The 21,254-nt window shown below is 69.5% G+C and carries 29 protein-coding genes; 9 read left to right on the top strand and 20 right to left on the bottom strand.

Going from position 1 to position 21,254, the window contains the following annotated elements; genetic code table 11:
• Positions 1 to 381: 381 nt before the first annotated feature.
• The 6 genes from ACFYP0_RS23010 to ACFYP0_RS22985 form a co-directional block, all read right to left on the bottom strand.
• Positions 382 to 582 carry a hypothetical protein gene (locus tag ACFYP0_RS23010; RefSeq protein WP_355494599.1) on the bottom strand — a complete coding sequence of 67 codons (201 nt, stop codon included), beginning with the start codon at positions 580 to 582 and terminating at the stop codon, positions 382 to 384.
• A 153-nt stretch (positions 583 to 735) separates the two neighbouring features.
• Positions 736 to 993 (bottom strand): hypothetical protein, encoded by a 258-nt coding sequence (locus ACFYP0_RS23005; RefSeq protein WP_355494598.1) that lies wholly within the window; start codon positions 991 to 993, stop codon positions 736 to 738.
• A gap of 22 nt (positions 994 to 1,015) precedes the next feature.
• On the bottom strand, positions 1,016 to 1,654 hold the full coding sequence (locus ACFYP0_RS23000) for an EndoU domain-containing protein (protein ID WP_355494597.1): 639 nt from the start codon (positions 1,652 to 1,654) through the stop codon (positions 1,016 to 1,018).
• A 10-nt stretch (positions 1,655 to 1,664) separates the two neighbouring features.
• Positions 1,665 to 2,390 carry a WXG100 family type VII secretion target gene (locus ACFYP0_RS22995; RefSeq protein ID WP_355494596.1) on the bottom strand — a complete coding sequence of 242 codons (726 nt, stop codon included), beginning with the start codon at positions 2,388 to 2,390 and terminating at the stop codon, positions 1,665 to 1,667.
• 19 nt (positions 2,391 to 2,409) lie between these two features.
• Positions 2,410 to 2,724: a hypothetical protein gene (locus ACFYP0_RS22990; protein WP_355494595.1), complete on the bottom strand. Its 315-nt coding sequence runs from the start codon at positions 2,722 to 2,724 to the stop codon at positions 2,410 to 2,412.
• Entirely contained in the window at positions 2,724 to 3,116 is a 393-nt protein-coding gene (locus tag ACFYP0_RS22985; protein WP_355494594.1) for a YbaB/EbfC family nucleoid-associated protein, read from the bottom strand. The genes ACFYP0_RS22990 and ACFYP0_RS22985 overlap by 1 nt, the downstream gene beginning before the upstream one ends.
• Before the next feature lie 712 nt (positions 3,117 to 3,828).
• On the opposite strand from ACFYP0_RS22985, the gene ACFYP0_RS22980 reads away from it, so the two are divergent.
• Positions 3,829 to 4,179: a hypothetical protein gene (locus tag ACFYP0_RS22980; protein WP_356976856.1), complete on the top strand. Its 351-nt coding sequence runs from the start codon at positions 3,829 to 3,831 to the stop codon at positions 4,177 to 4,179.
• Between the two features lie 28 nt (positions 4,180 to 4,207).
• On the opposite strand, the gene ACFYP0_RS22975 is transcribed toward ACFYP0_RS22980, so the two are convergent.
• Positions 4,208 to 4,846 (bottom strand): SAM-dependent methyltransferase, encoded by a 639-nt coding sequence (locus ACFYP0_RS22975; protein WP_356976854.1) that lies wholly within the window; start codon positions 4,844 to 4,846, stop codon positions 4,208 to 4,210.
• A 70-nt stretch (positions 4,847 to 4,916) separates the two neighbouring features.
• On the bottom strand, positions 4,917 to 5,519 hold the full coding sequence (locus tag ACFYP0_RS22970; RefSeq protein ID WP_356976852.1) for a DUF3592 domain-containing protein: 603 nt from the start codon (positions 5,517 to 5,519) through the stop codon (positions 4,917 to 4,919).
• A gap of 40 nt (positions 5,520 to 5,559) precedes the next feature.
• On the opposite strand from ACFYP0_RS22970, the gene ACFYP0_RS22965 reads away from it, so the two are divergent.
• Positions 5,560 to 6,330, top strand: coding sequence for a class I SAM-dependent methyltransferase (locus tag ACFYP0_RS22965; RefSeq protein ID WP_356976850.1), 771 nt, complete (start codon positions 5,560 to 5,562; stop codon positions 6,328 to 6,330).
• A gap of 65 nt (positions 6,331 to 6,395) precedes the next feature.
• On the top strand, positions 6,396 to 6,722 hold the full coding sequence (locus ACFYP0_RS22960) for an HflX-like GTP-binding protein (RefSeq protein ID WP_208741321.1): 327 nt from the start codon (positions 6,396 to 6,398) through the stop codon (positions 6,720 to 6,722).
• A 4-nt stretch (positions 6,723 to 6,726) separates the two neighbouring features.
• On the opposite strand, the gene ACFYP0_RS22955 is transcribed toward ACFYP0_RS22960, so the two are convergent.
• Both ACFYP0_RS22955 and ACFYP0_RS22950 read right to left on the bottom strand, forming a co-directional pair.
• The gene (locus ACFYP0_RS22955) at positions 6,727 to 7,533 is read right to left on the bottom strand and encodes a nucleotidyltransferase (RefSeq protein ID WP_124859858.1); all 807 of its coding nucleotides are present in this window, start codon (positions 7,531 to 7,533) and stop codon (positions 6,727 to 6,729) included.
• 59 nt (positions 7,534 to 7,592) lie between these two features.
• Positions 7,593 to 7,967 carry a VOC family protein gene (locus ACFYP0_RS22950; protein ID WP_124859860.1) on the bottom strand — a complete coding sequence of 125 codons (375 nt, stop codon included), beginning with the start codon at positions 7,965 to 7,967 and terminating at the stop codon, positions 7,593 to 7,595.
• Between the two features lie 114 nt (positions 7,968 to 8,081).
• Between ACFYP0_RS22950 and ACFYP0_RS22945 the strand changes: the two genes are divergently transcribed.
• The 3 genes from ACFYP0_RS22945 to ACFYP0_RS22935 are packed head-to-tail and all read left to right on the top strand — an operon-like array spanning position 8,082 to position 9,333.
• A complete protein-coding gene (locus tag ACFYP0_RS22945) occupies positions 8,082 to 8,540 on the top strand; it encodes an SRPBCC domain-containing protein (RefSeq protein WP_356976847.1) in 459 nt (152 codons plus the stop codon).
• Positions 8,537 to 8,887, top strand: coding sequence for an ArsR/SmtB family transcription factor (locus ACFYP0_RS22940; protein WP_356976845.1), 351 nt, complete (start codon positions 8,537 to 8,539; stop codon positions 8,885 to 8,887). Before ACFYP0_RS22945 ends, ACFYP0_RS22940 begins: the two co-directional genes overlap by 4 nt.
• 2 nt (positions 8,888 to 8,889) lie before the next feature.
• A complete protein-coding gene (locus ACFYP0_RS22935; RefSeq protein ID WP_356976843.1) occupies positions 8,890 to 9,333 on the top strand; it encodes an SRPBCC family protein in 444 nt (147 codons plus the stop codon).
• Here ACFYP0_RS22935 and ACFYP0_RS22930 read toward each other — a convergent pair.
• The 5 genes from ACFYP0_RS22930 to ACFYP0_RS22910 form a co-directional block, all read right to left on the bottom strand.
• On the bottom strand, positions 9,317 to 10,594 hold the full coding sequence (locus ACFYP0_RS22930; RefSeq protein WP_356976841.1) for an MFS transporter: 1,278 nt from the start codon (positions 10,592 to 10,594) through the stop codon (positions 9,317 to 9,319). The two genes, ACFYP0_RS22935 and ACFYP0_RS22930, sit on opposite strands and share 17 nt — an antisense overlap.
• A 203-nt stretch (positions 10,595 to 10,797) precedes the next feature.
• Positions 10,798 to 11,529, bottom strand: a complete 732-nt coding sequence (locus tag ACFYP0_RS22925; protein WP_356976839.1) for a class I SAM-dependent methyltransferase — start codon at positions 11,527 to 11,529, stop codon at positions 10,798 to 10,800.
• Between the two features lie 223 nt (positions 11,530 to 11,752).
• Complete coding sequence (locus tag ACFYP0_RS22920; RefSeq protein WP_030337500.1) at positions 11,753 to 12,115, bottom strand: PH domain-containing protein; 363 nt, start codon at positions 12,113 to 12,115, stop codon at positions 11,753 to 11,755.
• 10 nt (positions 12,116 to 12,125) lie between these two features.
• On the bottom strand, positions 12,126 to 12,881 hold the full coding sequence (locus ACFYP0_RS22915) for a class I SAM-dependent methyltransferase (protein WP_356976837.1): 756 nt from the start codon (positions 12,879 to 12,881) through the stop codon (positions 12,126 to 12,128).
• Positions 12,878 to 13,762, bottom strand: coding sequence for a LysR family transcriptional regulator (locus ACFYP0_RS22910; protein WP_356976835.1), 885 nt, complete (start codon positions 13,760 to 13,762; stop codon positions 12,878 to 12,880). The genes ACFYP0_RS22915 and ACFYP0_RS22910 overlap by 4 nt, the downstream gene beginning before the upstream one ends.
• Before the next feature lie 114 nt (positions 13,763 to 13,876).
• Here ACFYP0_RS22910 and ACFYP0_RS22905 point away from each other — a divergent pair, with 114 nt between their 5' ends.
• On the top strand, positions 13,877 to 14,230 hold the full coding sequence (locus tag ACFYP0_RS22905; RefSeq protein ID WP_356976833.1) for a DUF1801 domain-containing protein: 354 nt from the start codon (positions 13,877 to 13,879) through the stop codon (positions 14,228 to 14,230).
• Positions 14,231 to 14,235: 5 nt separating this feature from the next.
• Entirely contained in the window at positions 14,236 to 14,649 is a 414-nt protein-coding gene (locus ACFYP0_RS22900) for a VOC family protein (RefSeq protein ID WP_357007918.1), read from the top strand.
• Here the strand turns inward: ACFYP0_RS22900 and ACFYP0_RS22895 are convergent.
• The gene (locus ACFYP0_RS22895; protein ID WP_124859878.1) at positions 14,636 to 14,944 is read right to left on the bottom strand and encodes a 4a-hydroxytetrahydrobiopterin dehydratase; all 309 of its coding nucleotides are present in this window, start codon (positions 14,942 to 14,944) and stop codon (positions 14,636 to 14,638) included. The two genes, ACFYP0_RS22900 and ACFYP0_RS22895, sit on opposite strands and share 14 nt — an antisense overlap.
• Positions 14,945 to 15,127: 183 nt before the next feature.
• On the opposite strand from ACFYP0_RS22895, the gene ACFYP0_RS22890 reads away from it, so the two are divergent.
• On the top strand, positions 15,128 to 15,571 hold the full coding sequence (locus tag ACFYP0_RS22890) for a (deoxy)nucleoside triphosphate pyrophosphohydrolase (protein ID WP_356976829.1): 444 nt from the start codon (positions 15,128 to 15,130) through the stop codon (positions 15,569 to 15,571).
• A 193-nt stretch (positions 15,572 to 15,764) separates the two neighbouring features.
• Here ACFYP0_RS22890 and ACFYP0_RS22885 read toward each other — a convergent pair whose 3' ends face one another.
• From ACFYP0_RS22885 to ACFYP0_RS22870, 4 genes are all read right to left on the bottom strand, one after another.
• A complete protein-coding gene (locus ACFYP0_RS22885) occupies positions 15,765 to 16,832 on the bottom strand; it encodes a succinate dehydrogenase/fumarate reductase iron-sulfur subunit (RefSeq protein WP_356976827.1) in 1,068 nt (355 codons plus the stop codon).
• Positions 16,829 to 18,757 carry a fumarate reductase/succinate dehydrogenase flavoprotein subunit gene (locus tag ACFYP0_RS22880; RefSeq protein ID WP_124859398.1) on the bottom strand — a complete coding sequence of 643 codons (1,929 nt, stop codon included), beginning with the start codon at positions 18,755 to 18,757 and terminating at the stop codon, positions 16,829 to 16,831. The genes ACFYP0_RS22885 and ACFYP0_RS22880 overlap by 4 nt, the downstream gene beginning before the upstream one ends.
• A 12-nt stretch (positions 18,758 to 18,769) precedes the next feature.
• Complete coding sequence (locus tag ACFYP0_RS22875; protein ID WP_356976825.1) at positions 18,770 to 19,576, bottom strand: hypothetical protein; 807 nt, start codon at positions 19,574 to 19,576, stop codon at positions 18,770 to 18,772.
• A gap of 245 nt (positions 19,577 to 19,821) precedes the next feature.
• Entirely contained in the window at positions 19,822 to 21,228 is a 1,407-nt protein-coding gene (locus tag ACFYP0_RS22870) for a TldD/PmbA family protein (RefSeq protein ID WP_356976823.1), read from the bottom strand.
• Between the last annotated feature and the right edge of the window lie 26 nt (positions 21,229 to 21,254).

The following is a 21,254-nucleotide window of genomic DNA, read 5'->3' as shown; positions in this document are numbered from 1 at the left end:
GGGCCCGCGATGGTCCGTCGTCGCCTGTATCGCGCTCCCTTCGGGGCCGGAGCGCGCGGCTCTCGACAGCAACGCAGACAGCAACCGAGGCTCGCGCGCCCCGCAGCCCTGACCCGGCGACGATCGCAACCGAGGTAGCGGCCTGACCGGGCGCAAGGGTGAGTTTCTTAATCCGCTGGCCCGAGGGCTGCAAGCGCTGCCGCGTCCCGGCAGCCTGGGGGCACCCAGGGGGCACAAGACACTGTCAAACTTCGTCAACCAGCCACCAACGGTGGCAGCCCGAGACGCCGTGTGAGCAGGTGCCGCCGGCCGTTCAGGCTTGTGGCGGGACGGCGGCTCTATGTTCCGCTTCAACGTCTGAAGCCGGCCCGTTGCCGCAGGTCAGTAGTAGTCGTGCCGGTAGGGGCCGGCGAAGCGGGTCGTGAACAAGGTGCCGTCATCAGCCGCCGGGAACTGCGCCATGTGCGCCCGCAACGCGTCGGCGATGACCTGGGGCAGCGGCACGGACGACCGGCGTGAGCGCGGTGTCTTAGGTGCCGTCCGCACCTTGGACTGCGGCGCGAACTGCCACTCAATCCGCATGGGGGCGGGGGTGACGCCTTCCGCAGTCGGATCCCGAGATCTACCGTTCGGTGAATGTCGCCATCGACATGCTCGCCGAGATCGGGCCAGGTCTGGGACGCCAGATGGTCGACACGGTTCAGGGTTCGAGGGGCCCGATCTACGCTTCGGCCGTCAGTCCGAGGTCCGGATCTGCTCCAGGCGCGTCAGAGGTTCCTGGAGGTACTCCATGAGCTCCCACAGCGCGTCCTTCTCCGCCGTGGTGATCACAACGCCCTCCTCCCACAGGGCGCCGACGAGCGTCGTGATCGCCAGGTCCCAGGCCCCGGCGCCGGCGGCGTTCAGAACGATCGGCCGGTACCTCGGGCTGATCCTGGGCGCGAGCTGGGCGGTGATCTGGTCGCTGTACCAGTAGTATTCGTTGACTTCCATGGGTCTCCCGTGGGTTCGGTGGCTAGGTCGGCCGCTTGGCGCGCGGGTTGGTGGTGACGCCCTCGCCGCTGAGGGGGTGGCCGCCGGAGATGCTGCCGTCCTTGTCCAGGGTAACGACGCAAGTGATGCCGTCGCGGGTGCCGGTGACGATCCAGCCGTCGCCGCCGGGACGTGGCTGAGGGCGGCTGTCGGGGTTGGTGGCGATGCTCTTGAACCAGCCCTCGACCTGCTCCTTGGTGGTGCCGGGCGGGAAGAGCGTCTTGCCGGGCTCGGTGGACGAGGGCTTGTGGTCGCCATTACCCTTCCCGTCGCCGTCCCAGATTTTGTCCATCGCCCCGTCGCCCATCTGACCGAAGCGGTGCATGTCGTACATGGCGTCGGCGAACTCGGGGTCGTCCCAGGGGTTGGTCCGCTTGGGCGCCTCGGGCTCGGATGTGTCGGCGCCCTTCGGATGGCCCTCCTCGGCGCGCTTGATGCCGTGCTGCTGGGCTGGTCCCACGCGCTTGGGCATCATGCCGGGGCTGAACTTGGAACGCTTGGGGCCGTCGTCGCCACCGCCGTGCGGTGGGGTGGGGCCTGAGGGGTGCTTGTGGAGGCCCGCCACAGCGAACAGGACCACCAGGACGGCGGTGGTCCGCAGAGCCGCCATGAGTTGTCGCATCGTGGGCCGCCTAGACGTCGAGGAGTGCGCGAAGGGCGGAGATGCTGCTGATCAGGCCCATCAGCCAGCCGAAGATGCGGCCGGTCCAGCGGACGACGGCGATCGCGAGCTGGGAGGCAACCAGCGGTGTGGCGAAGCCGAGAGAGAAGACCACCTCGGCCAGCCACACCACGACCTTGGCGATGCAGTCGGCGATGAAGGCGCGCACCACCTCCCGCACCGTCTGCACCAGGACCCCCGCGCCGCGGGTCGCGGCACCCATGCCGGCGGCCGTGCCCGCGAAGATCCCGGCGACGTCGATGTTGATGGTCAGGATGTCGCGGTAGGCGTCGGCGGCGGCGCCCTGCCATCCGTCGAGGTCGCCAACCAGCCGCGCCTTGAGGTCCTCGGCGATGGAGAACAGCTCATTGGCCATGTTGTCCCAGGTCAAGGCGTGCGTCTCGATGGTCTCGGGATCACCGGCGAGCCAGTCGAGGGCCTGCTTCAGTGGCTCTACCTGCTCGATGGCCCACTCGATGCCCATCGACAGGAGCGTGCTGAACGGGTCGATGGCGATGGCCGCCCCGTCGAGAGCGGCGCCCAAGCCCGCGACTGAGCCGTCGATCCAGCTGCCGGAGTCGATGGCGTCCTTGATGCCCATGTAGTCGTCGGCGAGCGGCAGGCCGGTCCAGCCGTCGCGGTGCGCGGCGCTGGTCGAAGGGATGTCGGAGGTCGTGGCGACCAGTGGGTTGCTCATGAGAGGGCGCCGGGCCGGCTCAGGTCGCGGAGTGGAAGGAGTTGAAGCCGTCGGTGGTCGACCCCTCGGTCCGCTCGTAGGCCTCGGCGTTCTTCTTGATTCCCGCGGCGAGCAGCTCGATGTTCTCGGCGAGCATCCCCACGCCCTTGTCCTGGTCCCGGTGGCGTCCCTCCAGGATGGGCGGTAAGAACTGGCAGAGCTGTCCGTACGCCTCGTCGGCCTGGAAAATGGTGCCGCTCGCGGCCATGACGGCGGCGAAGCGGTCGTGAATGGCCGACATGGCAGTGGCGTGCGCGCGCAGCGCCTCGACGTCGACCTCGAACCCCGCGTGCATCAGTATCGCCTCTCTTCGTCCTCGGTGTCGGCGGTCCGGAATCCGGCCAGCAGGGCCCGACCGGTCGCCGAGTCGGCGCCGACCGTCTCCCGCACGACCTCGGCGGCGGCCTCGGCGAGCTTGACCCGCGCGTTGCGATAGGCGCCCATGATCGCCTGCTGCGTCTGCTCCAGGCTCACGCGCTGCACCCGCGCGGAGAGCCGGACGTCGGCCATCGCCCCCGTGGAGTCGACGGTGACCTCGACGATCCCGTGGGCGTCGGTGGCCGCGACCCGCAGCGCGCGCAAGCCGGCACTGGCGGCCTGCGTGTCGGCGGCCCGGCGCACGGCATTGGCCTGCCATGCCTCCAGGCGTTCCCGCGCATCCTCGGCGTCCAACAGCGGATTACCCATCGCGCCTCCGTTTCCGTTGCCGAGCAGGGGATTCAGAGGCGTCAGTGTAGCCGCGGCCCGCCCACCAGGATTGCCGAGCGAATGCGGCGTGATCCGGTCCATGTGGATCGCGGCGACGTGGGTGCTGATGATCGCCTTCTTCGGACCTGCTCGACCTGGCGGCGGTGTTCGGCCCAGGGAGCGCCCACCACCTGGGCGGCCAGGTGTGATGAGCCCGGTCAGCGCCTTCCGGAGGTCCGCAAGCGCAGCTCTCCTGTCTGGCCAGGACTCGCGGTGGGCAGGCCGGCCGCCTTGGCAGCGTCGAGCAGACGCCGGCCGTAAGTGACGAAGGCAACTAACTCCGCTCCGGACTCGTTGGTAAGAACCTGCGCGGTCGCCAGATGAATGACGTCGAGACTGCGCAGTGTCGGCTCGGCGAAGCATCGGGCCGTCAAACGCTGACCAGAGATAACCAGCGACGACCAGCGGCCCCGAAGAAACAGCAGGTCAGCTGCCGTTTTTGAGCGGCTGACCTGGTGGGCGACGGACGAGTCGACCCGTACGCCGGATTCCGTACTGTGGCAACCATGCCGAGCGGCCTGCCTCTCCTCCTGCTGGACGTCGACGGGGTTCTGAACCCGTTCGGGGCTGACCAGTGTCCATCCGGCTACGAGGAGTCCGGTCCGGCGGCTGTTGCTTAGGGTGGCGGCATGGTGCAGGCAGGGGTAACCCGGTGAACGCCTCGGCCGACGACGACCGGGCCCGCTATGTCCGTCATCGCCAGTGGCTTGACTATGCGGTCCACGAGCTGCCGGCCGGTGTGCTGTGGGGCGCCGATGGCGCGACACCTGACCAGTGCGCCGAGATGCTGGACGGCTTGGACGAGTTCGCACGTGTCTGTGCTCGCCTCGGGCTCGATGACCACACGGAGTTCGTCGAGGCCTGCCGGTGGCACTTCGATCACTACCCGCACTTCCTCGGCCGTCGTCGCCACTTTGCGGTCTATGCGACGTACATCCGTGACCGCCACGGCCCGATACGGGTCTCCTCACCCACCGGTCCAGACTGGCTATGGCGTCAATGACGAGTGATCGCGTAGCGACCAGTTGGAATCAGCGCAGGAACGTGAAGATGGTTCCGGTGGGGTCAAGGGGCTGTGGAGGGCTGTCGAGCCGGTGAACGCCCACGGAGAACTGCACGTCGTCCGGGGCATGAAAGGCGTGCTCCACGAAGCCGGCATCTCGAAGCCATTCCCGTAGTGCTGGTGTCAGGTCCGGATCTCGCCTCGCCCTGGTCCAGATCACGGTAGCGCTCTCAGCGCACAGTTGGGGCAGGGCGGCAACGGTCCGCTCTACGTCGGCGTCCGAAATGTTTCCGAAGACTCCAACCATGAGCACCAAATCGGCTGGGACCGCCCCCGCATACGAAGAGAGTTGGCCCGCGTCCGCCCGCCTGATCACGATTTTGGTGAGCCCGGCCTGGTCGGCGGCGGTCCGAGCGGCAGCGACGTTGCCTGGGTCGTACTCAAGCAGGGTTCCGCGTACACGTTGGACATCAGACCTTGAGGCGAGGACACCGATGAGGTCATGGCCCTGACCCGCGCACGCGCTCACCACAGTCAGCCGCTCGGCGGAGCGCTGATCAAGCCACGCGGCAATGTGCTGCTGGACCAGCCGCAGCCGACGCGAGAGCGGGGAGGCCTCGTCGGCGTAGGGCTCATGCCACACCTGCCAGGGAGTCCGGGCGGTCATCTGGGCCATCCTTACCTGTGATCCATTGTCGTGATCTGTCGGCGGGTCGTCGGGGCCGGAAGGCGGTCGGTCATGCTTCGCCCTTGTCGCGGGTCGCGAGATTGCCCTGATTCGGCCGTCGCCTGCTCGGCTTGCGTTTCCTGCCGGGCCTGGCGCTGGCGAGCTGTCGTCGGCGTTGTTCTCGCTGTTGCCGCTGCCAGTCGCGTTGTCGGCGGTCTCGTCGTCGCCCGAGGAAGCGGCCGACCACGGCGGTCAGCATCGTCCCGGCCAGGATCAGACCCGCCATCCCGATCACGCCTTGCAGCCGGCCTCGATTCCCACTCAGCACGCCGAAGTCGGTGACGAAATCGTCCGGGTCGTCGGGGTTGATCCAGATCCGCACCGCACTGCCCGCCGGTAGGCAGACCTCCCAACAGCCAACCTCGGCCTGACGCTGGGCACCGGCGAATTCGTAGCGCAGGTGCATCGTGTTGCTGTTCCGCCGCTTGTGCACGAGTTCATCGACGACTGCCTGCGCTGGCACGCCATCGACCCGCAGTCGGCTCTCCCAAGCGTCGTTGTCCTGAAAGGTCTTGAAGGGCAGCCAGATCATGACCATCCCGACCGCGAGGCCCAATACGTAGACGGGGTAGCGGGCACGCCAACAGCTCCGCAAGATCTGCACGGTGGTCATGGTCGCAGTCGATGTCGACAAGCGGCGGTAGGTTGACCGGATGACGGAACAACTGCTCCGATCGTCGTTCGGCGCGGCGGCGACCGCGTACGCCGAGCACCGCCCGGATTACGCGCAGGCCGCGGTGCGGTGGGCGCTGGAGGCCGCCCCCGGCCTGCGCGTGCTCGACCTGGGCGCCGGCACCGGCAAGCTGTCCGCGACGCTGGTCGCGGTCGGCGCGGACGTCGTGGCGGTTGAGCCCGACCCGGCGATGCTCACCGAGCTACGCCGTGCGCTGCCGACCGTCAGTGCCCTGCCGGGTAGCGCCGAGGCCATCCCGTTGCCGGACGGGTCCGTCGATGCCGTGCTGGCCGGCAACGCCCTGCACTGGTTCGACATGGCCGTCGCGGGCGCGGAGATCGCCCGGGTCCTCGCGCCCGGCGGTGTCCTGGCCGGTTTGTGGAACATCATGGACGACCGGATCGACTGGGTTGCCGGGCTCGAACGGGTCAGCGGGAGTGCGGCCATCGGCCCGCGTGACACGTTGAGCAGTTGGCGCGCCGCGACGGCGGACATGCTCGTTCCGAGCCCCGGCCTGATCGCCCGGTTCGGGTCGGCAGAGCAGGTCGAGTTCCCGCACGGGCAGCGCCGTACCGCCGACTCGCTCGTCGCGACGCTCGCGACGCGGGCCGGGATGCTGGTCATGCCGGACGAGGAGCGAGAGGCCACCCTCGGCCGGATCCGCTCCTTCCTCGGGAGCCGACCCGAAACCGCCCACGGCGAGTTCACGCTGCCGATGCTGACCGGCGTGCTGCGCGCCCGCCGGAGCTGACGGTCGCAGACCTGGTGAACCGGCATCGCTCGGGGGCGTTGAACGCTGCGCTGGCAGGTGCCGAGGTGGCGCTGGTGGGCCTGTTCTCGGCGAAGGACAGGGAGTTCGAAAGCAAGCTCAATCTGCTGGCCAGCGTGGTGGAAGCCCACGGTGGCCAGGTCGTGAGCCGGCACGTGCAGCGGCGGGGTGTCTCTTCCGGCGGTGCGGACAAGATGGGCGACCCGTTCTCGCGGCGGACGTTGCTCAGCCCCGGTAGGGCCCGTGAAATCGCCGAGGCCTGCCGGCAGCGCGGGGTCGGCGTCGCGGTGTTCGCGAACCCCTTGACCGACCACCAGAGGGCCGTCCTCGCGGACATGTTCGGCTGTCCCGTCCTGACTGGCGAGGACCTCTGACAGGTCACGGACGGGCGGCCTTCTCGCCATGGACGACTGCGTACTCCGCGGCGAGCCAGGGCCCAAGGTCGTCGATGAGTTCGCGGAGCACACTCGGAACCGGCGAGGGCGTGCGGCCGATAACGGCAGCTCTCCGCATCTGCTCCGCTCGTTCCGGATAGTGGAGCCCGAACGCCTCGGCGGACTGGGTGAGGTCGCTCGTCCAGCCTCCCCACCGCGGCATGATCAGCGTGAACCCCGTCCTGACGATGCGCCGCGCGACGACCCGGCTGAGGGCCTTCCGTTGCTGGTCGGTGTTCGCTTCGGCGGCCTGGCGGCGCCATCCCGGAAGCGCAAGGGACAGGTCGCCGTTCGTCTCGCGGGCGAGCAGGGGAGTGGGCCGGTAGCGGGGGAGTTGGTCGGCGAGGTCGTCGCCCAGCAGGGGGGTGCACAGGCAGGCGACGAAGAAGCCGAGGTCGTACCGCTCAAGCTCGCTGAGCAGCGTACGTGCACTGAACAGCAGGATGCCCACGCCGTCGATCTGCGGAAAGGACCGGTCGAGGTCTTGCTCGATCCTGGTGGCAGCCGCCCGGTCGGCCTCGGTTGGTTCGGTGCGTAGGGCGAGGAGCAGGTCGAGGTCGGAGACGCCGAGGATGGCGGTGCCGCGGGGGATGCTGCCGTAGATGTAGGCGCTGTGCAGCAGATCACCGTCGAACGACTCGGCTATCCGAGCGCGTGCCGCGTCGACAACACCGGCGAAGGCGGCCGGGACCCGGCTCAGTGCACCCTCACGCGTAATGCAGCCCTCGACGTCCAGTCCTCTTCCGGCCATGGCGACACTCTGCCGGAGCTGGCGAGCACGTTCAGCCCCGCCCGGGCGACTTCGGCGCCCTACTGCTCGGCCCAGGCGCCCAGCTCGTTGCCGCTGGGGTCGGTGAAGTGGAACCGCCGGCCTCCGGGGAACTCGTACGGCCCGTTCACCACCTGGCCGCCGGCCTCCTTGACGGCCTGCACGGACCGGTCCAGGTCGGTGGAGTAGAGCAGCACGAGTGGGCCGCCCGCCCGGACTTCCCCGTCCAGACGGAGACCGCCGACCTCGGGCGCGGCGTCGCCGTGTGGGCTGCGGATGCCGGCGTACTCCGGCCCGTAGTCGTTGAACTGCCAACCGAACGCGTCGGCGTAGAAGCGCTTGGCCACGGCGAGGTCGGTCACCGTGAGCTCGACGTAGTCGATGGCGTGGTGTCGGTGCGGCGATGACTCAGACATGCGCCGATCGTGCACCCCGGGTACGACGGAACCGCGACGCGCAACGAAAGGTTGCGCGATGGACGTGGGCTGTCGTAGGTTAAGTGCAACCAAAGGTTGCGAAAGGTTGTGGACATGGAACAGGGAACGATCGAACGCGACATCCACGTCGACGCGTCCCCCGAGGTCGTCTTCGAGGTGGTCAGCCAACCCGAGCACATGCGGGAGTGGTGGCCCGACGACGCGCGGTTCGAGTCCGTCGCCGGCGCGCCCGGTGAGCTGGTGTGGCGCGACGCCGACACCGGCGAGACGAAGACGGTCGAGCTCGCCGTCGTCGAGGTCGACCCGCCAAAGCGGTTCTCCTTCCGGTGGTGCTTCACTGAGCCGGACCGGAGCGGTCAGGCGCTGTTCGTCACCTTCGATCTGGTGCCCAGCGGCGGCGGGACGCTGATCCGGATGACCGAGACCGGGTTCCGCGAGCTGGGTTGGGAGGTCGCTGTCCTGGAAGAGCAGTACCGCGACCACGAAAACGGTTGGGACCACTACATGCCCCGGCTGGGCGAGTACGTCGCGCGGCTGGTCGCGACCTCGTGAGCGCGGTGGTCGACGACGAGTTGTGGTCGGCGATCGGTGACCCGATCCGACGTACGATGATCGATCTTCTTCTCGCCGACGGTCCGGGCACGGCCACCTCGTTGAGCAGGCGGCTACCCGTCACCCGTCAGGCCGTCTCGAAGCACCTGGCGGTCCTCGACCGGGTTGGGCTGATCCACGCCGAACCGGCCGGTCGTGAGCGCCATTACCAGGTGGACGAGGCGCAGCTCGCCCGCGCGGTCGCCCAGTTGTCGGCGGTCGGCTCCACCTGGGACGCCCGACTACGCCGGATCAAGCGGATCGCCGAGGCGATCGAACGCACCCGCACCAACGACGAAGGAGACTGAGAATGGTCGACATCCTGCACCGGGTCGGCGTCGTCGCTCCGCTCGACGACGTCTACCGAGCGGTGGCCACGCCGGAGGGCCTCGCCGCCTGGTGGACCACCGACACGGTGGGCAAGAGCGAGGTCGGTGGACAGTTGGCCTTCCGGTTCGGCGATGCCGGCGGCTTCGACATGGAGGTCCTGGAGCTGAACCCCGCCGGACGGGTGCGGTGGCGCGTCGTCGACGGCCCAGAGGAGTGGGTCGGTACCGAGGTCGACTGGCGTCTCGACCAGCGAGGCGAGTACACGATCGTCCAGTTCGCGCACCAGGGCTGGCGCGAGCCGGTCGAGTTCATGCACCACTGCAGCACCAAGTGGGCGCTGTTCCTGATGAGCCTCAAGGAGCAGATGGAGACCGGCCACGGCCGACCGGCCCCGGACGACGTGCGGATCAGCGACTGGCACTGACTTCGGTGACGCCTGCATCGCCGGGCAATCGCGAACTCCGCCTGGAGATCGCGATTGCTCCGGCGATCAGGCCGAGGGCCACGATCGCCACGGCGCAGAGCAGCAGCGTCGGGCGGGGGCCGATGGCACCCACCAGCGGCCCGCCCAGCATGGTGCCCAGCGGCACCGCCAGCACGAGGATGGCACCGTTCGCGGCGAGCACCGCGGGCAGTCGGGCGGTCGACGTGCTGCGCTGGAACAGCGCCATCGACGTGGACATGTACGGCGCCCAGATGAAGCCCGCCAGGGCGAACGCCGGCAACGACACGCCGACCGGTACGCCCAGGCCGAGCGGCAGCATGGCAACGCCGAACGCGACGACGATGCCGATGGTGGTGGCTCGCAGTGGCCAGCGGCGGAGGTAACCGGCGACCAGACCCCCGGCGAGACCGCCGACGCCGAACGCGGCGTAGTAGGCGCCGAGCAGCGTCGCGGAGGCGTGCAGGTCGTCGGTGATGTGGATCGGCATCGCCACGTACACCGGCCCGAAGAGGAAGAAGAACCCGAGGCTCAGCACCAGCAGGCCCAGCAGGGCCGGGTTCTGGCGGATGACCGCGAAGCCGGCCGTTCGCGAAGCGCCGCTCTCGGACCGTGCGGGTCCGTCGTTGGTGGGAAGGGCGAGACGGTACGTGAGGGCCAGCGCGGCGAAGGTGGCGGCGTCGATGGCGATGACCCAGATCGGCCCCACCCAGCCGATCAGGATGCCCGCCAGTGGCGGGCCGACGATGGTGGCGAACCCTCCGATGGTGCTGAGCACGGCATTGGCCGGCAGATGGTGTCGCTGCGGCAGCAGTTCGGCGATCAGGGTGAATCGGCCGGCGGAACCCCACGAGTGCAGCAGCGCCGACGCGGCCAGCAGAACCACGTACAGCCCGATGGTGAGCACGCCGGCGAGGTGGGCGATGGGGATCGCCGCGAGCGCGCCGGCCCGCAGGATGGCGTCCCACCCGGCGAGTTGGGCACCGCTACGCCCGCGCAGCAGCCGGCCGAAGACGACGGTCCCGGCCGCGCTGGGCAGCGTGTACGCCGCCATGGCCAGCGCGAACCAGGTGCCGCGGTGATCGTGCGGGGCGAGTTGGATGGCGAGCCAGCTCACCGCGACCACCGCCAGGCCGTCACCCAACGCGGAAACGGCGAGCCCGGGCAGAACGCGCCGGAGCTGAGGGTGACTGACCACCGGCCAGTACGGGGAGGAGCGCGGGAAACGGGAGGCGTCCGGCATGCAGTCAGCTCACCCGGCGAGGGACCTGCGGATCAATACCTACTGCCACCAGCAGAATCAGCCAAGGGCGGAAGGCTCGACCTACCGGTCCGGGCCGTCGTTATCGCGGGCAGCGCCGAAGGACGCGGCGGTAGACCGACTCGGGTTCCTTGAAGTCGGGGCGATGACACACCGACTTTCCGGAACCCGAGCCGATCAAACCGCTACTCCGCCCGGTAGACGGAGATGTGCGACGGGCTGTCGGCCTGGAACGGTCGTCGGTGCCAGTCGGCGTACCGCTCGGTGAGCCGGAGCCCGGCCTGCTGCGCCATCTCGTCGATCTGGTGTGGCCAGGCATACCGCATGGCGAACGGCTTCAGGTGCACACCGTCCACGTCGAACGTGATCGTCTGCCGGATGAACCGCTGCGCCGGCCGGTCGTACTTGTGCAGTCGGATCGTCGCGGAGTCCTCTGTCACGGCACGTACCTGCACCTGCTCGTCCTCGTCGAAGTCGCGCGGGTCGGGCACGAACGTCTCGATGACGAACGCGCCGCCGGGCGACAGCACCCGGGCGACGTTGCGGAAGCAGTCCGCCTGCCGCTCGGCGTCGACCAGGTTGAACAGCGTGTTGAAGACCAGGTACGCGAGCCGGAACTCACCGGCCACCGGCACGTCCGCCATGTCGGCGACGACCACCGGGATCCGGTCGCCGCCGGGTTTCGCCCGCAGTTGCGCGAGCATCTCCTCGGACGCCTCGACGCCCTGCACGGCGAGACCACGTTCGGCCAACGGCAGTGCGACCCGGCCGGTGCCGATCGCCAGTTCGAGAACTGGGCCGCCGTCGGCCAGGTCGGCCAGGAAATCAACGGCGGGGACTGGATCGGGGTTGCCTGGGCCGTCGTAGTCGGCGGCCCAGAGCCGGCCGAAGAGGCCGGGATCGTCGAAGACCGACATCAGCGGCCTCCGAGGTTGGGGTCAGTGGCGCCCGGCAGCGTCAGGGGAACAATTCTGCTCACGAAGTCTCGATTCCTCGGGTCGGATGAGGGTTGGTTCGGGGGACTTCGTCGTGTTGGGCATGGCGGCTGCTCCCTTCGCGCGGCTGTCGACCGAGGACACCAGAGACACCGCGGGCCCGGCAAGGCAATTACGCCAGCCGGGCCCACAACGAAACGTGTGGTCAGGAGATGTGGTGCAGGATCACGTTGTGCACGTGGTGGCTCTTCTGCGCGCCACGGAACTCCACCTCATAGGTGTGCGTGCCGACGTGGATGGCGATGGCGCCGGTGGAGAAGAACGAACCACCCCACGACTTGTTGCTGACCACGCTCACGCTGGTGATCTTCGAGTACGGGATGCTGGTGATCGCGAACCGCTTCCCGACGAAGGACCGGTCCTGGATGATCACGCGGCGGTCGGTCAGCCCGATGAACCCGGTGCCGGTGCCGACGGCGTCGTAGACGGCGATGATCTGCTCGCCTTCGAGGAGGCCACTCTCAATCTGCTGGACCTGCTCTTTGCGGTCGTACGCGATGTTCGCCATGTGATCCAGGCTAGAAAACCGGTGCCAACGTGCCCACCCGGGCGAGGACCACGAACTCGCCGTCGCCGTGGCCGACGGGCTCGCCGTGCCAGCCCCCGTGAACGCGATCCACGATGAAGCCCGTGCTGGTCAGAGAGGTGCGCAGCTCGGCCTCGGTGCGGAAACGCAGGCTCGCCGAGCTGAGGAGTTCTTCCCCGTCGTCGAAGTGGTAGTGGTGGGTGAAGTCGACCACTCCGTCGCGTACCCCGGTGACCTCGGTCCACGCGCGGACCTCGCCGCCGTCGGGCAGCGTGACCAGCCGGTGCGAGTCCACCGGGTTCCACCGCTCCCAGCGACGGTCCGCCGGGTCGCGGGCGTCGAACACCAGCCGGCCGCCGGGCACCAGCGCCCGGGCCAGGTCGGCGAGGGTACGCGCCCACTCCGCATCGTCCACGAAGAACTGCGCGACGTGGCTGGTCAGCACCGCCACGTCGAACGCCCGCTCCGGCAGCTGTGCCGAGGTGCCCGCGAGCCAGGTCACCCGCTCACCACCCGGCTTGGCGCGGGCGGCGGTCAGGGACGCGTCGGCCGGGTCCACACCGGTGACGGTGTGGCCGGCGGCGGCGAGGGCAATGGTCAGCCGACCGGTGCCGCAGCCGAGGTCGAGCACCCGGGCGGCCGGGGTCTCGTCGACCACCGTCTGGAAGAAGTCGTCGTCCGGCCCCCACCGGCACTCCGCGTCGTACACCTGGACCAGCCGTTGGTGGCGGAACTCGGAGTGCCTCATCGGGGGTTCGCGTCGGTCGCGGCGCGGACGAACTCGCGTACCCGGGTGGTGGTGTTGCTGGCCAGCCAGACCGGCCCTCGTTCGATCGGTGGCGCGTCGTGGATGGGTACGTACGCCACGTCGGGGCGCGGGTAGTAGCGCCGCGTGTGCTCGCCCACCGGCAGGACTCCCCGGCCCAGCGCGACCAGGGACAGCATCTCGGAGAACGTGTTCCCGGCGGGCCCCTTCGGCACCGGCCGACCGGACGGGGTGCGCTCCGGGGTGCGGTCCCGCTTGAACTCCACCGAGGTCACGGTCGGGTACTGCACCACCGGGTGGTCGGCGAGCACCTCCAACGACACCGACCGCTCGCGAGTGAGCGGGTGGCCCGTCGCCACCGCCAGCACCCGGTCCTCGGAGAGCAGCGCCGGGCCGGTGGCCATCCCGTCGAACGGGTACGAGGCGATCAACACGTCGGTCGAGCCGTCGAGCAGCCCCGATCGGGTGGTGGACAACTGCGCCTCGTGCACCTCCACCCGGCAGTCGGGGTGCCGTTCGCCGAACAGGGCCACCGCCCGGAGCAGCACCGGCGCGGTCCACTCACCGAGGAACGCCACCCGTAGGGTCCCGGTCACGCCCCGGGCGGCGTCGGTCGCGCGGCGGACGGCCTCGTCCATGCCCGCCACCAGCGGGGCCAGCTCGTCGGCGAGCTGCCGGCCGATCGGGGTGAGTCGGACGACCCGACTGGTGCGTGCGAACAGCGGTGCGCCGATTCGGCGCTCCAGCTTTTTCACGATGTGGCTGACCCGGCCGGTGCTGACGGTCAGCCGCTCGGCGGTCCGGCCGAAGTGCAGCTCCTCCGCGAGCGTCAGGAACGTCTCGACCTCGTACCGCTCCAGCACACCGTTCCCATCGTTGACCTGTGGGCAACGATCGTAGCGGTATCAGGTCTTGGTCGGCGTCCCTCGTCCGAGGATCGTGAACGCGGCAGGGACAACCGAGCGAAAGGCTCTGACGTGACCATTGACGACTACCTGGCCGGCCTGGCCGGCCCACTGCGCGAGATCGGCGAGAAGCTGACGCCGATCATCACGGCGGCCCTTCCCGGGGCGACCGGGGCGATGTGGCACGGGCACCCGGTCTGGAGCCTGGGCGACCGGCCCGGCCAGCGCCCGGTCTGCCTGGTCAAGGCGTACGGGTCGTACGTCACCTTCGGGCTGTGGCGGGGGCAGGAGATCACCGACCCGTCGGGGCGGCTGATCCCCGGTGCGCGGGCGATGGCGGCGGTGAAGTTGCGCGACGTCGCCGACATCGACCCGGCCCTGTTCAACGACTGGCTGCGCGCGGCGGCCCACCTGGAGGAGGCGTGAGCGCGGTGCGGGTAACCGGTTTCGACCACCTGGTGCTGACCGTCGCCGACGTGGAACGGTCCCTGGACTTCTACTGCGGCCGGCTCGGGCTGGCACCCGTACGGGTCGACGAGTGGCGTGCCGGCAGCGTCCCGTTCCCGTCGGTGCGGATCAGCCCCGACAGCATCATCGACCTCGTCCGCGGTGAGCCGCAGGGCGCGAACGTGGATCACTTCTGCCTGGTGGTGGCACCACTGGACTGGGCGCAGGTGATCGAGTCGGGGACCTTCACGGTGCTGACCGGGCCGGTCAGCCGGTTCGGCGCGCGCGGTTCGGCGACCTCGATCTACGTACGGGACCCGGATGGCAACTCGGTGGAGCTGCGCTGGTACCCACAGGACGCCGGGTCGGATTCGGAGACGGTCGTCAGCCCTCGGTGACCGCTCGGTACGCGTCCTCGATGCGGGCGGCCAACAGGACCTCGCCCTCGGTCAGGGGCTCGCCGCTGCCGTGCCCGACCCGGATCTGGGTGCTGTCGGCCCGGCGGCTGATCTCGGGTCGCAGATGCAGCGCATCCGCGACGACCTTGACCCGTTCAGTTAGTGCGGCGTGTTGGGTATCGTCGATCACGAGCGTCCGTCGGATCTGCTCGCCCTCGCGCGTCCAACCAGATAGCAAGGTCAACGCGTCGGAAAGGTAGTCGTGCTTGGCCCTGCTGTTGAACAGCACGCGCATCACCGCACCCCCCAAGCGCCGTTGCCGGCTTGTGGCCAAATCGTCGCCATCCCGTGTCTTGTCGGTGCCCCCTAGTCTCCCGCTGCTCGGAGGGGGTGTCCACGCCCACACTTCCGTGTCTTGCTGGCCTAGCGGCCGGCTACGGTACCCAAACCGCCGATTGATCTGGCACCCTGGACGCCCGTGCGGACCGAACGGGCGAATGATGGCGGGCAGGCCGAACGACGGGACCTGAAGGTGATCGTCGGTGCGGCGATCATCCGGGATGGGCGGGTGCTCGCCTGTGCGCGTTCCGCCCCACCTGAAGTAGCGGGCATGTGGGAGTTTCCGGGCGGAAAGGTCGAGCCGGGGGAGGCCGAGACCGACGCGTTGATCCGGGAGTGCGCCGAGGAGTTGGCCGTACGCGTCGAAATCGGCGCCCGGGTCGGCCGCAACGTACGGATGGCGCACGGCCGCTCGGTGCTCAAGGTGTACGCGGCCCGCCTTCTCGGCGACGACCAGCCACAGGCGCTGGAACACGAGGCGCTCCGCTGGCTCACCGCCGACGAACTGGACTCGGTCACCTGGCTCCCCGCCGACGCCCCCATCGTGGCAGCCCTCCGTCCCCTCCTGATCCCAACCCCGTAACTCATCCTCTCCTTCCCCACCCGCGAGCCCCGACACCCGGGTGATCAAGAGGTTTCGGTCACGACCACGCCTTTGCATGACCGAAACCTCTTGATCACCCGGGTGGTGGGGGTGGGTGGGGCGAGCGCTGGGGGTGCGGGAAGTGGGACGGGGGCCGTGGCAACTGCCACGGCCCCCGTTGTTGTTCGGGTGGTTAGTGCTTGTTGTCCTGCTCCGGGTGCGCGAAGTTGAGGTGCTCCGGAGGCAGCGGGAAGGTCACGTCGTCGCCGAACGGCGACGGCGCGGCGGCCCGGTCGAAGGTGAGCTCGGTCAGCGGCAGCTTGCCCCGGTCGTCGACCGCCGGAGCGGTCGGGTGGGGCACCTCCCGATGCCAGTTGACGCCGCTCTGCGCCTGCGCCTCAGCCCGCGAATCGTGGGAGCCACCGGCGTGCGAGTGGACCCCGCCCCCGGTCCCGCCCGACGGGTTCGCCGAGCCCTGACGGGCGGTGGTCACGCTGGTCTGGGGCGTCTCGCCCCGACGGAAGATCTTGCTACCAAGCCACACAAGGGGATCGTACCTGCGGTCGACGACCCGTTCCTTCATGGGGATGATCCCGTTGTCAGTGATCTTGATGTGCTCGGGGCAGACCTCGGTGCAGCACTTGGTGATGTTGCAGAAGCCGAGGCCCTGTTCGGCCTGCGCGTACTCCTTGCGGTCGGTCCGGGCGTCCAGCGGGTGCATGTCCAGCTCGGCCGCCCGGATGAAGTACCGCGGGCCGGAGAACGCCTGCTTGTTCTCCTCGTGATCGCGGATCACGTGGCAGACCGTCTGGCACAGGAAGCACTCGATGCACTTGCGGAACTCCTGCGAGCGCTCCACGTCGACCTGCTGCATCCGGTAGTCACCCGGGGCCACGTCCGCCGGAGGGGCGAACGCCGGGGTCTCCCGTGCCTTCTCGTAGTTGAACGAGACGTCGGTGACCAGGTCCCGGATGACCGGGAAGGTACGCAGCGGGGTGACCGTGACGGTCTCGTCGTCGCCGAAGGTCGACATCCGCGTCATGCAACCCAGCCGCGGCTTGCCGTTGATCTCCATGGAGCAGGAGCCGCACTTGCCGGCCTTGCAGTTCCACCGGCAGGCCAGGTCGGGCGCGTCGGTGGCCTGCAGGCGGTGGATGACGTCGAGGACGACCTCGCCCTCGTTCACCTCCACCATGTAGTCCTGGAGGTCGCCGCCGCTCTCGTCGCCCCGCCAGATCCGGAACTGACGCTTCCCGCTCATCGGTTGTCCGCCTCTCCAGCGTCGGCAACGAGGGCGTCGAAGTCGGCGAGCTCCTCGTCGGTGAGGTACTTGGCCAGCTCGGCCCGGTCGAAGAGGCCGATCAGCTCCGGCCGCATCTTCGGCAGCGGCTTGCGGGTCAGCTGCACGGTGTCACCGTCCAGCGCGCAGACCAGGTTGACCTGCCGCCACTTCGGCTCCATCGTCGGGTAGTCCTCCCGGGTGTGCCCGCCGCGCGACTCCTGCCGCTCCAGCGCCGCCTTCGCGGTGCACTCCGAGACCACCAGCATGTTGCGCAGGTCCAGGGCCAGGTGCCAGCCCGGGTTGTAGCGTCGGCCGCCGGCCGCGCTCACCTTGGCCACCCGCTCACGCAGCTCGGCGAGCCGGACCAGTGCGTCGGCCAGCTCACCCTCGCGGCGGATGATGCCCACCAGGTCACCCATGACCGCCTGGAGGTCCTGCTGAAGGGTGTACGGGTTCTCGCCGGTGTCCCGCTGCAGCGGCGCGAGGGCGGTCTCCACGGCCGCCTCGACCTCGTGCACGGCCACCTTCGGCCGGGCGGTCAGCCCGTCGGCGTAGCTGGCCGCGTGCCCGCCCGCCCGCTTGCCGAAGACCAGCAGGTCGGACAGGGAGTTACCACCGAGTCGGTTGGAGCCGTGCATCCCACCGGAGACCTCACCGGCGGCGAACAGCCCGCGTACGTGGCCGAAGGCGGCACCCGAATCCGGGTCCACCTCGACCCCGCCCATCACGTAGTGACAGGTCGGGCCGACCTCCATCGGCTCGGCCGTGATGTCGACGTCGGCCAGCTCCTTGAACTGGTGGTACATCGACGGCAGCCGGCGGCGGATCTCGTCGGCCGAACGTCGGCTCGCGATGTCCAGGAAGACACCACCGGCGGGGGAGCCCCGGCCGGCCTTGACCTCGCTGTTGATGGCCCGGGCCACCTCGTCGCGGGGCAGCAGCTCCGGTGGACGCCGGTTGTTGTCCGGGTCGGTGTACCAGCGGTCCGCCTCCTCCTCGGTCTCCGCGTACTGCTTGCGGAAGACGTCGGGGACGTAGTCGAACATGAACCGCTTGCCGTCGGAGTTCTTCAGGACTCCGCCGTCACCACGCACCGACTCGGTGACCAGGATGCCCTTCACCGAGGGCGGCCAGACCATGCCGGTCGGGTGGAACTGGAGGAACTCCATGTTGATCAGCGTCGCCCCGGCACGCAGCGCCAGCGCGTGCCCGTCCCCGGTGTACTCCCAGGAGTTCGAGGTGACCTTGTAGGAGCGCCCGACGCCGCCGGTGGCCAGCACGACCGCCGGCGCCTCGAAGAGGATGAACTCGCCCGACTCGCGGTAGTAGCCGAACGCGCCGGCCACCCGGTCACCGTCGAGCAGCAGCTCGGTGATGGTCGTCTCGGAGAACACCCTGATCCGGGCGTCGTACGAGCCGAACTCCCGCTGATCCTCCTGCTGGAGCGAGACGATCTTCTGCTGGAGGGTGCGGATCAACTCCAGGCCGGTCCGGTCGCCCACGTGCGCCAGGCGCGGGTACTCGTGGCCACCGAAGTTGCGCTGCGAGATCTTGCCGTCCTTAGTGCGGTCGAAGAGCGCACCGTACGTCTCCAGCTCCCAGATCCGCTGCGGCGACTCCTTCGCGTGCAGCTCGGCCATCCGGAAGTTGTTGAGGAACTTGCCGCCGCGCATGGTGTCGCGGAAGTGCACCTGCCAGTTGTCCCGGCTGTTCACATTGCCCATCGCGGCGGCCGCGCCGCCCTCGGCCATCACCGTGTGCGCCTTGCCGAACAGCGACTTGGAGATGATCGCGGTCTTCTTGCCGGCGAGCCGGGCCTCGATCGCCGCGCGCAGACCGGCGCCGCCGGCCCCGATGACGACGACGTCGTAGTGGTGTCGTTCGATGCGAGTGGTTGTGGTCATGTCAGGGGCCCTTTAGTTGATGAACCGCAGGTCGGAGAACCAGCCGGCCGCGAGCGCCATGATGTAGAAGTCGGCCAGCGCCAGGGTGCCGAGGGTGATCCAGGCGAGCTGCATGTGCCGGACGTTCAACGCCGAGACGAAGGTCCAGGCCTTGTACCGCACCGGGTGCTTGGAGAAGTGCTTGAGCCGGCCGCCGATGATGTGCCGGCAGGAGTGGCAGGAGATCGTGTACGCCCAGAGCATCACCACGTTGAGCAGCAGGATGATGTTGCCCAGCCCGAAGCCGAAGCCCTTGGGCGAGTGGAAGGCGAGGATCGCGTCCCAGGTGTTGATCAGCGAGATGATCGCGGCGGCGTAGAAGAAGTAGCGGTGCAGGTTCTGCCCGAGCAGCGGGAAACGGGTCTCACCGCCGTACTCCTTGTGCCCGTCCGGGACCGCGCAGGCCGGCGGCGACAGCCAGAACGACCGGTAGTACGCCTTGCGGTAGTAGTAGCAGGTGAGCCGGAACAGCAGCAGGAACGGCAGGGTCAGCGCGGCGTCCGGGATGATCCACCAGCCGGGCAGGAACTGGCCGAAGTGCGAGGCTTCCTCGACACACCGGTCGGTCACGCACGGGGAGTAGAACGGGGTCAGGTAGTGGAACTGGTCCACCCAGTACCACTTGTGCATGAAGACCCGGACGGTCGCGTACGCGACCCAGGCGCTGAGCCCGATCACGGTGATCAGCGGGGCGAACCACCATCGGTCGGTACGCAACGTCTTCGCCGCGATGGCGGCGCGCGCCCGCGCCCCCTTCGGCCTCGTTGCCGTTGAAGTCATTCGAGTCGTCTCCTCGACGGGCCCGTACGGGCGGGCTGGTCTCTCTCCGGTCGGCACGCGGACCGGCGAACCCGCACCCGCTGCCACGTCATGCGCACACCAACGACCACGCCGGATCGACCGACGCAGCTAAGTGACACACGTTACGCCGATCTCTGCGAGCCGTCCGCGCAAGGGAGTGTCCCGTGTGTCTGGCCTGCGGAAAAGCCCTCGACACGCCGGTTTGGCGCCCGCGGTCGAGAACGTCAGCCGGAGGCGCCTCCGGTGAAGTGCCAGGACGCCAGCCGCAGTGAGGGCGCCGCCCACCAGGCACCGTCCACCCGCTCCGGTTGGCGCACCGCCCGCGCCCCCAGCCCGAGCACCGCCCCCGGCCCGAGCGCCCGCGGGTACGACTCGGTGAACCGCAGGTCACGGACCGCCCGGACGACAGTGCCGTCCTCGATCAGCCAGACGCCGTTGCGGGTCAACCCGGTGACCACGAGGCTTTTCGGGTCGAGCACCCGCGTGTACCAGAGGTCGGTGACCAGCAGCCCTCGGCGTACGCCGGCCACCAACGCGGCAGTGTCCGCGTCGACGACAGCCCCGGCCGCCGCGCCGGTGGTGCTCCGGCCCACCGCACTCGCCGGACCCGCCACCGCGCCGGTCAGCCGCAGGTTGCGGGGCATCGGGCCCCAGGTGGCACCCCCCGCGACCGCGTGCCCGGTGGACTCCGAGCCCGCCTCGGCGGCAGTTCGGCGATCGTGGGCCACCGCACGGGTGGTGCCCGCCTCGACCAGCGTCAGCGCCCGTCGGCCGGTGCCCTCCGCGTCGAACGGCAACCCGGACCCGCCAAGCGGGTCGTCCACCACTGTCACCGCCCGGTCGAACTGGGCCGCGCCCGGCTCGGCGAACGACTGCCGCTCGGCGTAGCGCTTGCCGTTGAAGCCGTAGAAGGACAGGTTCTGCAGGAGGTCCGCCACCGCGGCCGGCTCGAACACCACCTCGTAGTGCCCCGGCGGCAGCTCGACCGGGTCGGCCGCCGCCTGCGCCTTCGCGGCCGCCTGCGCGCCCAACTCGGCGCCGTCAAGGTCGGACAGCCGGTCGGCGCTGCGCCGCGCCACCCCGTCCACGCCGTCACGGCGGGCGATGCCGTCCATCGCCGCCTCCACCGAGCGGCCGTACGCCGAGTGCCCGGCCGAGTTGGCGAACGCCGACGAGCGGTGCGCGGTGCGGCAGTAACCGGCGGTGCTGAGGCCCCCGGCAGCGGCCACGAACGCCCCGACCCGATCGGCCCGCTGATCCGGCTCGGCGTGCGCGGTGGCCTCGTCGACGGGCGGGGCGTCCGGCATGGGCATGGGCGGGGTCAGCCCCGGCCAACCCGGGTCGGGCGGGCAGAGCCGGGCCGCGGCCAGCGTGCGCTCCACCAGGGCGGACAACCCGTCGTCGGTGACCACGCTGCCGCCACCGGCAGCCGTCCGACCGTCGACGTGCACCCGCAGCCGGACCCCGACCGTGGACTCGGAGACGTTCTGGTGGATGCCCGAGTTGGCGAACCGGGTCAGAGCGAGGTCCGCCCGTGTCACCACCGCCTCGACCTGCGTGGCCGGTCCGCCAAGACGCCGAACCAGCTCCACGACCTGCCCGGCCAGCTCCAACTCCGTCTGCCCACTCATGCCGAGCCACCTTTCGTTCGCGACTG

It is taken from the genome of Micromonospora arida, assembly GCF_042873195.1.
GTDB lineage: Bacteria > Actinomycetota > Actinomycetes > Mycobacteriales > Micromonosporaceae > Micromonospora > Micromonospora arida.
Note: the sequence above shows the minus strand (reverse complement) of the source record. Positions and strands in the feature narration are given on the sequence as shown.

Bases quoted from the DNA above. Each gene is read 5' to 3' on its own strand.
- ACFYP0_RS23010 (WP_355494599.1), bottom strand. From the start codon at position 582: ATGCGGATTGAGTGGCAGTTCGCGCCGCAGTCCAAGGTGCGGACGGCA.
- ACFYP0_RS23005 (WP_355494598.1), bottom strand. From the start codon at position 993: ATGGAAGTCAACGAATACTACTGGTACAGCGACCAGATCACCGCCCAG.
- ACFYP0_RS23000 (WP_355494597.1), bottom strand. From the start codon at position 1,654: ATGCGACAACTCATGGCGGCTCTGCGGACCACCGCCGTCCTGGTGGTC.
- ACFYP0_RS22995 (WP_355494596.1), bottom strand. From the start codon at position 2,390: ATGAGCAACCCACTGGTCGCCACGACCTCCGACATCCCTTCGACCAGC.
- ACFYP0_RS22990 (WP_355494595.1), bottom strand. From the start codon at position 2,724: ATGCACGCGGGGTTCGAGGTCGACGTCGAGGCGCTGCGCGCGCACGCC.
- ACFYP0_RS22985 (WP_355494594.1), bottom strand. From the start codon at position 3,116: ATGGGTAATCCGCTGTTGGACGCCGAGGATGCGCGGGAACGCCTGGAG.
- ACFYP0_RS22975 (WP_356976854.1), bottom strand. From the start codon at position 4,846: ATGACCGCCCGGACTCCCTGGCAGGTGTGGCATGAGCCCTACGCCGAC.
- ACFYP0_RS22970 (WP_356976852.1), bottom strand. From the start codon at position 5,519: ATGACCACCGTGCAGATCTTGCGGAGCTGTTGGCGTGCCCGCTACCCC.
- ACFYP0_RS22965 (WP_356976850.1), top strand. From the start codon at position 5,560: ATGACGGAACAACTGCTCCGATCGTCGTTCGGCGCGGCGGCGACCGCG.
- ACFYP0_RS22955 (WP_124859858.1), bottom strand. From the start codon at position 7,533: ATGGCCGGAAGAGGACTGGACGTCGAGGGCTGCATTACGCGTGAGGGT.
- ACFYP0_RS22950 (WP_124859860.1), bottom strand. From the start codon at position 7,967: ATGTCTGAGTCATCGCCGCACCGACACCACGCCATCGACTACGTCGAG.
- ACFYP0_RS22945 (WP_356976847.1), top strand. From the start codon at position 8,082: ATGGAACAGGGAACGATCGAACGCGACATCCACGTCGACGCGTCCCCC.
- ACFYP0_RS22935 (WP_356976843.1), top strand. From the start codon at position 8,890: ATGGTCGACATCCTGCACCGGGTCGGCGTCGTCGCTCCGCTCGACGAC.
- ACFYP0_RS22930 (WP_356976841.1), bottom strand. From the start codon at position 10,594: ATGCCGGACGCCTCCCGTTTCCCGCGCTCCTCCCCGTACTGGCCGGTG.
- ACFYP0_RS22925 (WP_356976839.1), bottom strand. From the start codon at position 11,529: ATGTCGGTCTTCGACGATCCCGGCCTCTTCGGCCGGCTCTGGGCCGCC.
- ACFYP0_RS22920 (WP_030337500.1), bottom strand. From the start codon at position 12,115: ATGGCGAACATCGCGTACGACCGCAAAGAGCAGGTCCAGCAGATTGAG.
- ACFYP0_RS22915 (WP_356976837.1), bottom strand. From the start codon at position 12,881: ATGAGGCACTCCGAGTTCCGCCACCAACGGCTGGTCCAGGTGTACGAC.
- ACFYP0_RS22895 (WP_124859878.1), bottom strand. From the start codon at position 14,944: ATGCGCGTGCTGTTCAACAGCAGGGCCAAGCACGACTACCTTTCCGAC.
- ACFYP0_RS22885 (WP_356976827.1), bottom strand. From the start codon at position 16,832: ATGAGCGGGAAGCGTCAGTTCCGGATCTGGCGGGGCGACGAGAGCGGC.
- ACFYP0_RS22880 (WP_124859398.1), bottom strand. From the start codon at position 18,757: ATGACCACAACCACTCGCATCGAACGACACCACTACGACGTCGTCGTC.
- ACFYP0_RS22875 (WP_356976825.1), bottom strand. From the start codon at position 19,576: ATGACTTCAACGGCAACGAGGCCGAAGGGGGCGCGGGCGCGCGCCGCC.
- ACFYP0_RS22870 (WP_356976823.1), bottom strand. From the start codon at position 21,228: ATGAGTGGGCAGACGGAGTTGGAGCTGGCCGGGCAGGTCGTGGAGCTG.